This window comes from Variovorax sp. LjRoot84 (genome assembly GCF_964254305.1).
GTDB lineage: Bacteria > Pseudomonadota > Gammaproteobacteria > Burkholderiales > Burkholderiaceae_C > Variovorax.
In genome coordinates this window covers 5,567,680-5,579,708 of sequence record NZ_CAXUTE020000001.1, presented here as the reverse complement: position 1 = coordinate 5,579,708, position 12,029 = coordinate 5,567,680, and the positions used below count along the sequence as shown (strand labels likewise).

15 protein-coding genes are annotated in these 12,029 nt (G+C 68.5%); 6 read left to right on the top strand and 9 right to left on the bottom strand.

Going from position 1 to position 12,029, the window contains the following annotated elements:
• Positions 1-3: 3 nt before the first annotated feature.
• The 4 genes from ACSQ9I_RS27525 to ACSQ9I_RS27510 are packed head-to-tail and all read right to left on the bottom strand — an operon-like array spanning position 4 to position 3,967.
• Positions 4-2,250, bottom strand: a complete 2,247-nt coding sequence (locus ACSQ9I_RS27525; protein ID WP_436315219.1) for a molybdopterin cofactor-binding domain-containing protein — start codon at positions 2,248-2,250, stop codon at positions 4-6.
• A gap of 10 nt (positions 2,251-2,260) precedes the next feature.
• Positions 2,261-2,734, bottom strand: coding sequence for a (2Fe-2S)-binding protein (locus tag ACSQ9I_RS27520; protein ID WP_436315218.1), 474 nt, complete (start codon positions 2,732-2,734; stop codon positions 2,261-2,263).
• A complete protein-coding gene (locus ACSQ9I_RS27515; RefSeq protein ID WP_436315217.1) occupies positions 2,731-3,639 on the bottom strand; it encodes an SDR family oxidoreductase in 909 nt (302 codons plus the stop codon). The genes ACSQ9I_RS27520 and ACSQ9I_RS27515 overlap by 4 nt, the downstream gene beginning before the upstream one ends.
• On the bottom strand, positions 3,590-3,967 hold the full coding sequence (locus tag ACSQ9I_RS27510) for a c-type cytochrome (RefSeq protein WP_436315216.1): 378 nt from the start codon (positions 3,965-3,967) through the stop codon (positions 3,590-3,592). Before ACSQ9I_RS27510 ends, ACSQ9I_RS27515 begins: the two co-directional genes overlap by 50 nt.
• Positions 3,968-4,065: 98 nt before the next feature.
• Here ACSQ9I_RS27510 and ACSQ9I_RS27505 point away from each other — a divergent pair, with 98 nt between their 5' ends.
• The 6 genes from ACSQ9I_RS27505 (at position 4,066) to ACSQ9I_RS27480 (ending at position 7,426) form a co-directional block, all read left to right on the top strand.
• On the top strand, positions 4,066-5,019 hold the full coding sequence (locus ACSQ9I_RS27505; RefSeq protein WP_436315215.1) for a LysR substrate-binding domain-containing protein: 954 nt from the start codon (positions 4,066-4,068) through the stop codon (positions 5,017-5,019).
• A 214-nt stretch (positions 5,020-5,233) separates the two neighbouring features.
• The gene (locus ACSQ9I_RS27500) at positions 5,234-5,605 is read left to right on the top strand and encodes a DUF4148 domain-containing protein (protein WP_093108497.1); all 372 of its coding nucleotides are present in this window, start codon (positions 5,234-5,236) and stop codon (positions 5,603-5,605) included.
• Positions 5,606-5,671: 66 nt separating this feature from the next.
• A complete protein-coding gene (locus ACSQ9I_RS27495) occupies positions 5,672-6,700 on the top strand; it encodes an MBL fold metallo-hydrolase (RefSeq protein WP_436315214.1) in 1,029 nt (342 codons plus the stop codon).
• Between the two features lie 19 nt (positions 6,701-6,719).
• Positions 6,720-7,016: an SDR family NAD(P)-dependent oxidoreductase gene (locus ACSQ9I_RS27490; protein WP_436315213.1), complete on the top strand. Its 297-nt coding sequence runs from the start codon at positions 6,720-6,722 to the stop codon at positions 7,014-7,016.
• A gap of 8 nt (positions 7,017-7,024) precedes the next feature.
• Positions 7,025-7,234, top strand: coding sequence for a hypothetical protein (locus tag ACSQ9I_RS27485; protein WP_436315212.1), 210 nt, complete (start codon positions 7,025-7,027; stop codon positions 7,232-7,234).
• Between the two features lie 9 nt (positions 7,235-7,243).
• A complete protein-coding gene (locus tag ACSQ9I_RS27480; RefSeq protein ID WP_436315211.1) occupies positions 7,244-7,426 on the top strand; it encodes a hypothetical protein in 183 nt (60 codons plus the stop codon).
• 6 nt (positions 7,427-7,432) lie between these two features.
• Here ACSQ9I_RS27480 and ACSQ9I_RS27475 read toward each other — a convergent pair whose 3' ends face one another.
• The 5 genes from ACSQ9I_RS27475 to ACSQ9I_RS27455 form a co-directional block, all read right to left on the bottom strand.
• The gene (locus ACSQ9I_RS27475; RefSeq protein ID WP_436315210.1) at positions 7,433-7,720 is read right to left on the bottom strand and encodes a hypothetical protein; all 288 of its coding nucleotides are present in this window, start codon (positions 7,718-7,720) and stop codon (positions 7,433-7,435) included.
• A gap of 240 nt (positions 7,721-7,960) precedes the next feature.
• Positions 7,961-10,078: an SdrD B-like domain-containing protein gene (locus tag ACSQ9I_RS27470; protein ID WP_436315209.1), complete on the bottom strand. Its 2,118-nt coding sequence runs from the start codon at positions 10,076-10,078 to the stop codon at positions 7,961-7,963.
• Positions 10,075-10,902, bottom strand: a complete 828-nt coding sequence (locus tag ACSQ9I_RS27465) for a hypothetical protein (RefSeq protein ID WP_436309921.1) — start codon at positions 10,900-10,902, stop codon at positions 10,075-10,077. The genes ACSQ9I_RS27470 and ACSQ9I_RS27465 overlap by 4 nt, the downstream gene beginning before the upstream one ends.
• Positions 10,899-11,369, bottom strand: coding sequence for a hypothetical protein (locus ACSQ9I_RS27460; protein ID WP_436315208.1), 471 nt, complete (start codon positions 11,367-11,369; stop codon positions 10,899-10,901). The genes ACSQ9I_RS27465 and ACSQ9I_RS27460 overlap by 4 nt, the downstream gene beginning before the upstream one ends.
• A complete protein-coding gene (locus ACSQ9I_RS27455; RefSeq protein WP_436315207.1) occupies positions 11,366-12,013 on the bottom strand; it encodes a hypothetical protein in 648 nt (215 codons plus the stop codon). The genes ACSQ9I_RS27460 and ACSQ9I_RS27455 overlap by 4 nt, the downstream gene beginning before the upstream one ends.
• Positions 12,014-12,029 lie beyond the last annotated feature (16 nt).

Genomic DNA, 12,029 nt, shown 5'->3' with positions numbered 1-12,029 from the left:
CGGTCACGCCAGGTTGAAAGGCAACTGGCGCAGCGGCTTGTCGGTCAGCCGCGCAACGGCATTGGCGAACGCGGGTGCCAGCGGCGGCAGGCCGGGCTCGCCCATGCCGGTAGGCGGGTCCGCGCTGGGCACGATGTGGACAGCGAACTCCGGCATGTCGGTGATGCGGGCCACGGTGAAGTCGCCGAAGTTGCTCTGCTGCACGACGCCCTCCTTCAATGTGATGGCGCCGCCGGGCAGGCACATCGACAGGCCCATGGCCGCCGCGCCCTGCACCTGCGCCTCCACGCTGCGCGGGTTCACTGCCAGGTTGCAGTGCACACCGGCGGTAACCCGGTGCAGCACCGGCTGGCCGTCGCGCACGGAGGCTTCCGCCACGTAGGCCACCACGGACTTGAAGGACTCGTGTACTGCCACGCCCCAGGCCCGGCCGGCCGGCAGCTGCTTCTTGCCGTAGCCGCTCTGGTCCACCGCCAGTTGCAGCGCGGCGCGGTGCCGCGGGTGTTTGTCGCCGAAGAGCTGCATCCGGTAGGCCACCGGGTCCTGCTTCGTGCTGCGGGCGATCTCGTCGATCAGGGTTTCCATCACGAAGGCGGTGTGGGTGGAACCCACGCTGCGCCACCACAGCACCGGCACGTTGAGCTTGGGGTGATGCACGGTCAGCCGCATCGGCAGCGCGTAGGGATCGCGCATGCCCTCCGTGGCCGTGGCGTCGATGCCGTTCTTCACCTGGAAGGGCTCGAACACCGAGCCCGTGGTGATGGACTGGCCGACGATGACGTGGTCCCAGGCCAGCACTTTGCCGCGCTCGTCGAAGCCGATGCGTGCGCGGTGCAGGTGCATGGGGCGGTAGTAGCCGCCCTTGATGTCGTCCTCGCGGCTCCACAGCAGGCGCACCGGCGCGTTGAGGCCGGCGCCGCGTGCGGCCTTGGCGATCTCGCAGGCCTCGACCACGAAGTCGCTCGTGCTCGAGAAACGCCGGCCGAAGCCGCCGCCCGCCATCTGCACATGCACTGCCACCTGCTCGGGCTTGAGGCCCAGCACGCGCGCGACCGCGGCAGCGTCCAGACCGGGGCATTGGGAGCCGGTCCACACCTCGGCGCGCCCTTCGGACAGCTTGACGGTGCAGTTCAGCGGCTCCATCGGCGCATGGGCCAGGTAGGGAAACACGAACTCGGCTTCCAGTTGCCGGGGCGCGGTGGCCAGCGGCGCCATGTCGGCGTCGAACTTGCGCGGGCCGGGCCGAGCCGCCAGCTCGCGGTACTGGGCCAGTTGCTTTTCGCTGTCCACCTTCTCGACGGCGGCGGTATTCCACTGCAGCTTCAGCGCGTCGCGCCCCAGCTTGGCTGGCCAGTAGCCGTCGGCCACCACGGCCACGCCTTCGGCACCGCGGTCCAGCGGCACGCGCAGCACGGCCTTGACGCCCTTGACGGCGCGCGCCGCGCTGTCGTCCACTGAGGCCAGGCGGGCGCCGAACACCGGCGGATGGGCCACGACCGCCGTGAGCTGGCCGGGATGCTTGACGTCGATGCCGAAGTCCTGGCGCCCGCTGCTCTTGGCGCGCGCGTCCAGGCGCGTGGTGGGGCGGCCGATGAGGCGGAAGTCCTTGGGGTCCTTCAGCGTCACCTTCTCGGGCACCGGCAGGGCCATGGCCGCTTCGGCCAGCTCGCCGTAACCCAGCTTGCGGCCACCCGGGCCGAGCACCGTGCCGGCCTGCGTGCGCAGCGTGGCCGCGTCGACGTTCCAGCGCGCCGCTGCCGCCGCCAGCAGCATGGCCCGGGCGCGCGCACCGAGTTCGCGGTACTGCGTGAAGCTGTTCTTGATCGAATTCGAGCCGCCGGTGATGTGAATGCCGAAGGCCGGGTCGAGGTAGGCGGCGTCGTTCGAGCCGTTGCGGCTGCGCACCAGGCTCCAGTCCGCATCCAGTTCCTCGGCCAGGATCATCGGCAAGCCGGTCTGCACACCCTGGCCGAACTCCAGGCGGTTGATGGTCACCGTGACTTCGCCGCTGGGTGCGATCTGCACGAAGGCCGACGGCTGTTGCGTCGGCTTGAGGGCGCTGGCGGCCTGGCCGGCGCCGTTGGCCTGCGCCGTTGCCAGGTGAGGAAAGGCGCCGAGCGCCAGGCCGCCGGCACCGGCCAGCTTCAGGAAGCTGCGGCGAGGCAGCGCGGCGGCTTCGTCGGCCGGGCCTCCGGCCATCAGGCGTTGCATGGCGCGTGGCAGTTCGCGATAGTCGATGTTGGGCAACATGGCGCCTCCTTCAGGCGAGGGTTTTGGCGGCATCGGCCACCGCGGCGCGGATGCGGGCGTAGGTGCCGCAGCGGCAGATGTTGCCGGCCATGGCCGAATCGATCTCCGCAGCGCTGGGCTGCTTGCCCCGAGGCAGCGATTTGAGGAAGGCCGTCGCGCTCATGATCTGGCCGCTCTGGCAGTAGCCGCACTGCGCCACGTCGTGCTTGACCCATGCGGTGTGTACCGCCGCACCGACCCGGTCGCTGCCATCGGTCGTTGCTTCGATGGTGGTGATCTTCTTGCCCTCGGCGGCGGAAATGGGCGTGACGCACGACCGGATGGCCTGGCCGTCCAGATGCACGGTGCAGGCGCCGCACAGCGCGGCGCCGCAACCGAACTTGGTGCCGGTCATGCCCAGCGTGTCGCGCAGGGCCCAGAGGATGGGGGTGCCGGGGTCGGCGTCGACCGTGCGCTCACGGCCGTTGACGTTGAGCGCGCTCATCGGAAGCTCCCGTCGGTCGACGTGGAAAGGTCTTCGAGGGCGTGCACTGCCTTCAGTCGAGCCTCCACGGCCGGTGCAACCACAGCTATCGCGTCGCTCCCCGCCACGAACAACCGCGGCGGAATCGCCATGCCCGAGAGCTTCACCAGGACTTGGCCGAGCTTCTCGGGATCGCCCGGCTGCTGGCCAGCGTAGGGGGACCACATCTCCTGGGCGCCTTGCTCCGCGGCAGCGTAGTCGTCGATGCGGCCGCTCGGCCATTTGACATTGGCCGCGTCCAGCAGGTCCGTGCGGAAGAAGCCCGGCTCTACAGCCGTGACCTTGATCCCGAACTTCTCGACTTCCTCGGCCACCGCAAGTGAAAGGCCCTCGACGGCGAACTTGCTCGCGCCGTATGCGCTGCAGTGCTTCAGCCCGACAACGCCGGCAACGGAACTCATGTTGATGATGTGACCGGAGCGCTGCTTGCGCATGACCGGCAGCGCTGCCCGCATCACGTTGCTCGCGCCCCAGAAATTGGTTGCGAACTGGCGCTCGATGTCTTGCGTGCTCAGCTCCTCGAAGTTGCCAAGCAGGCTGTAGCCGGCATTGTTCAGCACCACGTCGATGCGGCCGAACCTTTTCACCGCCTGGTCGACGGCAGTCGTTGCTTGCGCCTCATCGGAGACGTCCAGCTGGAAAATCTCCAGGTCGTCGCTCGCAACGTCGCGCAGGGCATTGCGCAGTTTCTGCATGTTCCTGCCGGTGGCGACGACGCGATCACCGGCCGTCAATGCGGCCTTGACAGTGCCGGCACCGATACCGCTTCCCGCACCGGTGATGAACCAGACTTTGCGCATGATGTGTTCCTTGTGATTACTTGGCGCCGTCGAGCGCCCATTGCGCAAGCGACTGCAGATCGGCATCGGGGATCTGGGCTTGCGCCGGCATGGGCATCGCGCCCCACTTTCCCGAGCTGCCGGCCTTGATGCTTGCCGCCAGCTGTGCGGCAGTTCCTTTTCCCTCGCCGTACCGTGCCCCGATGTCTTTCCAGGATGGGCCAACCGCTTTGGCGGTGGGCTGGTGGCATGCGACGCACGCGTACTTCTGCGCCAGCGCCTGGCTGGCCACTGCGCGGGTCGGCCACGCGACGCTCACACAGATACCCAGAACCACAACGAGAGAGGCGGCCAAGGAACCGTGGGTGGCCGTGCCGTGGTCAGTGCTGCGTGGCTGTTTCCAGTCTTGCGTCATTTCTGTTTCATCCTCTATGGGTGGGTCGACTCTAGGAGCTGGCATAAAAAAGAAAAAGTGGTCAATGCTGAATGCCTTGTGAAGCTAAGCTTCAAGGTATGAAACTCAGCCAACTGGATGGATTGATGGCGTTCTGGAAAGTGGCAGAACATCGCGGGTTCACCGCTGCTGCTGCGGACCTGGAGGTATCACCTTCTGCCCTGAGCCAGGCTATCCGGCAGCTGGAGACACGGTTGGGCGTGCGCCTGCTGAATCGGACTACGCGAAGCGTCAGCCTGACTGAAGCCGGCCAGGCCTACCTCGCCCGGATCGGCCCCGCCCTCGGTCAAGTCATCGATGCGGGGGAGGAACTGCACGTCCTTCAGGGGCGGCCTGCCGGCACATTGCGCCTGAACGCCGCGCGGATTTCCACCGCGCTGGTCCTGCAACCCATACTGGCCGGCTTCCTCCAAGAGCACCCCTACGTTCAGCTTGAACTCACCAACGATGAGGGCTTCGTAGACATCGTCGAGAAAGGTTTCGACGCTGGAATCCGTTTTGGCGAGAGCATCCACCGGGACATGGTCGCAGTGCCCATAGGCGGACCGGTCGCCGTCGCGGTGGTTGCGTCACCGGAGTACCTGCGGCGGATTCCCGCGCCTCGTCATCCGGATGACCTTGTGCGTCACAACTGCGTGCGCTTTCGCTTTGCGGCCACAGGTGCAATCTACAAATGGGAATTCGAGGTGGACGGTCGCCCGGTGGATTACGAGATCACGGGCAACCTCACCATCAGCGACACGATGTTCGGCCTGGAAGCTGCACTCGAAGGCGTCGGATTGGCCTACACCTTCGAGCAGCTGGCGCGGCCCTACATCCGAGCCAAGCGCCTGAAGCGCGTATTGACTTCGTTCTCGCCGACGTTCCCTGGCTTTTACCTGTACTACCCCAGCAGGCACGACCAGCCTTCGAAACTGAAGGCGCTGATCGAGTACGTCAGCCGGCGCACGTCCTGCACGGAACACAATCTTGCCGCGCTCAAGGCGGCATTGAGCATGCAGCGCGCGCACTAACTCGACCAACTTGCCGGCGTCGGCAAAGGCGAGCGCCCGGCTCAGCTGCTGCGCCGGCTGAAGCGGTGGTGGGGTGGACTCGCCTAACTCTCGCCTAACTCTTCGCTAACGATCGGCTCAATCTGCCTGCCTAGAGTGAAGCCCAGGTCAGCCGCGATGCATGTCGCATGCGGCGCGAGACCTGCCGGTCATCCCAGTCTTGGAGTTCATCACCATGCAAGCAGCCTCCCTGAAGTTTCTCGCCGTCACCACTTTCAGCGCCCTTGCCGCGCTGGGCTCGGTCGCCGCCCAGGCCGAAAGCTATGACGGCGTGCACAGCCACGTGTCGGCCCTGAGCCGCGCCGATGTGGACGCGGAAGCGGTTCGCAGCGCCGTCGCGCCCAATCAGAACGTGGTGCGCGGCTCGCGCGGCGCGGAACCCTTCAAGGCGGTCGCCGACCGTTCCGCCGTGGCCCAGGAAGCGATGCGCGCAGCCTACGCGCCGGACCAGAACGTGTCCTCCGGTTCGCGCGTGAACAGCAAGGTGATCTCGACGATGCGCAATCCGATGGACCAGCGCACCGCGGCCGGCGCGAGCAGGCTCTGATTGGCGCCGCCCGTCCACCGAACGCGGCCGCTTGCGGCCGCGCTGCTTTTCATTCTGATTGCCTTCATGACCACCCTCGGATTGAGCGCCTGCCGGACCGCCCGCTATCCCGAATCGCCGCAGTTCCGCGACGGCAGTTTTCGCAACCCCGTGACGCCCCAGACCGTCGGCTGGCGCGAGATGCCCAGGGTCCTCTGGCGCTTCATGTTCGACAAGCCGGCCGAGGCCTCGCCTGCCGCGCCCTTGCCCGTGGCCAGCCTCACGCGCGAGCAGCTGCTGGCCGCGCCTGACCAGACGCTGGTGCGCCTCGGGCACTCGACCGTGCTCATGAAGCTGCAAGGCGCCTTCTGGTTGACCGACCCCGTGTTCTCCGAGCGCGCCTCGCCGGTGCAGTGGGCCGGGCCGAAGCGCTTTCATGCGCCGCCGATTTCGATCGACGGGCTGCCGCCGATCAGGGGCGTGGTGCTGTCGCACGACCACTACGACCATTTGGACCGTGCCGCGATCCTGCAGCTGGCGGCAAGAGTCGATCACTTCCTGGCGCCGCTGGGCGTCGGCGACCTGCTCGTCGAATGGGGCGTGGATCCGGCCAAGGTCCGGCAGCTGGACTGGTGGCAATCCACCACGGTGGACGGCATCCGCTTCATCGCGACGCCGGCGCAGCATTTCTCGGGGCGCAGCCTGTTCAGCGACAACCCCACGCTGTGGGCCTCGTGGGTCATCGAGGCGCCGTCGTTCAAGCTGTTCTTCAGCGGCGACGGCGGCTACTTCGACGGCTTCAAGGCGATCGGCGAGAAGTACGGGCCCTTCGACGTCACGCTGATCGAGTGCGGCGCCTACGACCGCCAATGGTCCGGCGTCCACATGCAGCCCGAAGAGACTTTGCAGGCCCATCTGGACTTGCGCGGCAAGCGCCTGCTGCCGGTGCACAACGGCACCTTCGATCTGGCGCTGCACGACTGGCACGACCCGCTGGCGCGCATCACCACCCTCGCCGCGGCGCGCGGCGTGGACCTGATGACACCCCAGATCGGGCAGGCGGTCGACATGAAGGCGCCGTCGGTGGTGACCGCCTGGTGGGCGCGGGTCGACTGAGGACACGAGAAGCCGAGCCATGTCGCAAGCGAAGTGGGATCGCAGCACGATCGGCCGCGCGGGCCGTTTCGAAGGCAAGCTGATCGTCGTGGCCGGCGCCGCCTCGGGCATCGGCCGCGCCGTGGGGGCCGCTTTCGCGGTCGAAGGCGGCCGCGTGCTCTTCTGCGGCCGTGGCGAAGCGCTGGGCCCCGAGGTCGAGGCCGCCATCCGGGCGGCCGGCGGCGAGGCGCTCTGCGTGCGCGCCGACATGCTGAGGGAAGAAGAGCTCAAGGCCTTCGTCGAGCGAGGTCAGCTTGTCCTAAGTGTGGCTTCCTAGAGTCCTCGATGGACGATCCGTCGCGGCGCATGTCGCGCCGCGGCGCGATCGGCCCATCCTTGTCGACAACCATGCATGCTTCCACACGCTGGATGGCGCTCGCCGCGGTCGCCGCGCTCGCATCCTTCGGCGCTGCATTCGCGCAGGCGCAGGAGATCACCGACGGTTCCGACTACCACCCGCTCATGATGAACTCGCCGCCGAGCGCCGAGGTGTAGGCCGGCGCGGTGGCGGCCGCGCATCCGGCCGGCACCGAGGTCGAGGGCCAGTCGACGGCTGCGCCGGCGATGAGCTCCAAGGTGTCCGAGACCGAGGTCTATGCCGGCGCGCTCGCCGCTTCCCATGCGAGCGGCACCGAGCTGCCGGGCCAGTCGACCTCGCCGATGCCGCCCTCGGGCAGCAGCCACTGAGCCCGCTCAGAGGCCGTGAACCAGCAACAGGCCCTGCGGCGGCGTCGGAATCTTCAGCGTTGTCTCGCCGACGCGGTGGAACCGGTATTCGCGGCCGTTGAGCATCACGCTGGGCCTGTTGGTCCAGACGCGGTACTCGTACCCGTCCGTCGCCGGCGTCACCTGCAGCACGCGGAACACGGGCGGAATGATCACCGTGAAGTTCAGGCCTCCGGTCGCGCTGTTCACGCCGAGCGTGGTCTCGGCTGTGCAGGCCAGCGGCAGCAGCAGCAGGGCGGTGAGGGCGCTTTTCATGCAAACCCCCGTTGAGAACGCGCTTCCGTACATATGGCGGCACCCAAGAAAAAACAGGACAGGCAGGCGTCGCATCGACGACCGGTCCTTTGGATATCGGCGGAGTCACGGAAAAATGAAGGGTCGGCGAGATCCGTGGCCTCCGTTGCCGACCAGTAAATACCTTGCTGCGGTGCAGCGCAACCGACTTAGGTCGTAGGACGCGTGCGAAACGCGCCGCCGCGAGACAAAGGCCGCGCTTCAGCGCTCTTTCTGGATCGGGAAATCGGCCGAGGCGGTGTCGCGCACGTACACGTCGACGCGGCGCGAAGCCGAGCCCGCGCTGCTCCAGGGCAGCGGCAGGTTGTCCTGGATCAGTTCGATCTCGTGGCTGCCGGCCGCCACCGACGGGAAGCTGTAGAAGCCCTGGGCGTCGGTGCGCGCCACGTAGCGGCGGTCGAGCACCACCGTCACGTTGGCTACGCCGCCTTCGTTCGCTTCGCGCCGGCCGTTGTTGTCCTGGTCGAAGAACACGTGGCCTTCGAGCCGGCCCGCGCCGGCACCGGGTGCGCCGCCGATGGGCGCGCTGGCCAGGCCGGCCCGGTTCTCGTAGCGCAGCGCCACCATGAAGGTTCTGCTGTAAGGCGTGACCAGCACCGGCTGCAGCGTCGCCGCCGTCAGCGCCGAGACCACCGCCGGATTGAGCGACTCCTGCCCGCGCGCCGCCGTGTACTGGGCGATGAAGGACCAGCCCAGGCCGAGCGGCCAGGTCAGGCGCGCATTGGCGCTCAGGAAGCGCGAGTCGTTGCCGCCGATGCCGTTGCTGCCGCGCAGGCTCAGGTCGAGCCGGGCGCCGGCGACCAGGGGCGTGGTGCCGAGCACGCCCCAGTGGACCGTGCGCTTGCTGAGGCCGATCTCGCGCGACTCCTCGACCGCCAGCGAGGTCGAGAGGGTCTGCGTCTCGCTCACGCTCCAGGCATGGTCGACGCCGGTGCGCAGCACGCGCAGGCTGGTGCCGTGCGCCGCGTCGGTGCGCCATTGCGTGTAGCCCCAGTCGGACTTGTGCTCCCAGGTCAGCTGGGCCGACTGCGCGGCGAAAGTGCCGGTGCGCGCGGCGAGGGTGGCCGAGAGTGCGTCGCGCGAGTCGAAGCGATAGCGGCCGAACAGGTTGCCGAACACCGAGCTGCGCCGCAGGCCGCTCACGCTGTCGCTCACTTCGAGGTTGGTGCCGAGCTGCCATTGGCGCGTCGAGATGTCGCCGCGCCACGAGGCGCCGCGCAGATCGCTCGGCAGCGAATCGCCGCCCCAGCGCAGCGAGGGCTCGAAATGGAACACCGAGGCGGCCTGTTGCATCAGCTCCGTGCGCCAGGCGGCATCGACCCAAGCGCCGGTGGCCGAATCGCGCGGGGCGAAGGAGGACGCGTCCGAAGGTCGGCCGGAACTTTGCGCCAGGTTGGCCTGGACGCGCAGGCCGCCCACCTTGTCGGCGACGCCGCCGAAGCCGGTTCCCAGCGAATCGGCCCAGGGCGCCAGGCCCTGCCAGGACACGGCGGTCCAGAGCGAGCGCGTGTTCTGGGCGAAGCCGGGCACGCCGTTGGCGTTGAAGTCGCGCGTCTCGATCAGCTGGACGGCTGCATCGGTGCGGCCCAGCGCGAGCGGGCCGTCGCCGCCGGTCAGCTGCGTCTGGGCGCCGGCGCTCGCGGCCGTGCCCTGGTTGGCCGAGAAACCCTGGAAGGAGAGCCCGTCGAAAAAGCCGAGCCGGCCGGCCGAGGCATTGACGGTGGTCCTGCCCGGCTGCTCCAGGCTGGCGGCAACGCCCTCGATCGGCAGGCTGGGCAGGTAGACGCGGCCGACGCCGCGCGCCAGCGGCGTCGCCGCCATGTTGATGTTGCCGACGCTGTTGTTGCCGAACCAGCCGCCGTCGAAAGGCATGCCGCGCTGGTCGATGCGCCAGGTGCTGCCGGTGCGGTAGCTGTAGGGCACCACGCTATACGGCGTGCCGGTGGTGCCCACCAGGCCGAGGCCGTTCACCGGCGCGGCGTCGCGGTTGAGGTTCGCATTGGCCGAAAAGGTGCCGTAGTCGGGCGTGTCGAGGTAGCCGGAGAACAACAGCGACTGGCTGCGCTGGCGCACGATGCCGCTCTGCTGGGTCGACTGGCCTTCGATGCTCCAGCCGCGCGGCCAGCCCGTGTCGCGGACCTGGGGCTCATCGGCCGGCTCGGCTTGCGGGCTGTCGTCCAGCACGCGGTCGGCATAGCCGGCCGCCTCGGGCTGCACCACCGTGGCAGCGGGCGCGGCCTGTGCCCATGCCGGCGCGCCGGCCAGCGCGTGGCCCGCGCCGCACAGTCCGAGGGCGCTGCATCGGAGCCAGCGTCTCATGGGGCGAAGCGTTGATGGATCGGCATCGAGCCGTTCTTGCCCCACTCCAGCTTGCCGGTGATCGTGATCGGGAAGCGTACGGCGACGGCCGTTTCGGTGTCGCCGGGCTTGTTGGCCACGAGCGCGATGTCGCGTGTCTCGCCGGCCATGATGGGGGTGGTGCTGGCCTGCAGCTCCAAAGCCGTGCCGCTTGCATCGGTACCGGAGAGGAAGCCGGCTAGCCGGCCGTGGGCGGTGCCGGTGTTGCGGATCTTGAGCATCGGCGTGGCCTGGCCGTCGACCGTCTGGACCGAGCTGCCTGCGAGCTCCAGCACCGGCGCCACGTCACCCACGGCGACATAGACGATGACGCCGATGCGCGCCCCCAGTGCAACCGGAACGCCCGGTGCTGCCGCGGGCTGCTGGCCTTCGATCATCACCGCGAAGCGGCATTCCGTCGGCGGCGTGCCGGCCGGCGGTGTCACTTCGAAGCGGAAGCGGTAGGGGCGTCCGGGCGTGATGCTGAGTTCGCGGCGCTCGATCGCGACCCAGGGCCGGCAGCTGCCCGACAGCAGCTCGTCGCTGAAGTCGACCGAGGCGTCGGGCCTGAAGGTCCAGTCGGTGGTCTTGAGCTTGTAGGCGCCGGCGCGCGTGTCGCGATGCGTGAGTTCGATCACCTCGCGCACCCGTTCGCCCGGCTTCGCCGACAGTTCGAAACGCGGCGGCGATACGGCGAGCGAAAACTGTGCCTGCACTGGCGCGCCGGTCGTCAGGGCGGCAATGCCGGTCGCGAGCAGAAAGGCCGCGGAGTGCACGCGGCGGAAAAGTGCGGCACGGCGCGTCACGGCGATACCTCGATCTCAAAGAAGAATTGCAGGGATTGCGCGCGCTCCACCCTCCGGCCATCGGCCGTGAGATCGAGCACGATGCTTTCCTGCAGAAAAGCGTCGCGTACCACGCCTTCGAACACCAGCGTGCGGCTGCCGCCGCGGACCGTGCCCGGAAGCAGCCGGCCCTGCGTGCGCCACGTGGCGATCAGCTGCTCGCCCTCGGTCGGTGCCAGCGACATGTAGATGCGCGCCGGCCGGTTGAGCCAGGGCGACAGGTTGAGCCGCAGCGCCACGGCCACGCGGCCTTCGATCGTGTGGTCGCCCGCGCGGCCGGGTGCCAGCTGGCGCCAGCGCATCGGTGTGACCGGCTGGCTCACGTAGGTGCCCGTGTCGTCGACCCGAAAGGTCGCGGCGCCGGCCGTCGGCGGCGTGGCCAGGGCCAGCAGGCCGGCCAGCATGGCAAGCGAAGCGCGGGCCTTCATGGCGCGGTGAGCGTGTAGGTCGCTCTGCCGGTGAAGGTGCCGGCGGGGACCAGCTGGGTGTTGAGGTAGCGGAAGGCCAGGCAGCTTTCGAACCAGGTGTTGCGGGTGACCGACAGCAAGGTCTGGGCGCCGCCCGCGAAGGTGGCGCTGGGGATCGTTGTTCCCGTGTCGCCGTTGCCCGAAGAGGTCCACGCGATGCTATTGAAGGGGATCGTGTTGCCGCCATCGGTCAGGCTCGCCGGCGTGGTGACGGACAGGGTCGCCGCGCCGGCGTTGCTCGAACCCGGCATGCGATAGAAGCCGCCCACGTACACCTGCCCGGTGGTGGCCGGCGAATTGCAGAACGCGAAGCCGTCCCATGGACTGATGGTGACGGTGCTGTCGGTCGTCATGGCCTGGGCCGTGCCCGAGCCCAGTTGGCCCGCCGCAACGGTGACCGACACGGAGTTGACGGTCGTGTTGTTGCCGGGCGTGCCGCCGGTTCTGAAATTGCCGCCCGACATGGTGCCGGCGCCCACCTGAAGAAAAAGCGCGCGGGTGCCGGGTGTGATGCCGATCGTGAAGCCGTGTGCCGCAGGCAGCCAGACGCCGCCCAGCACGGCAAGCGCCAGCGCGGCGCGCCGGGCGCGGGAAGGTGGTGACAACCAAGGTTCCATGCGG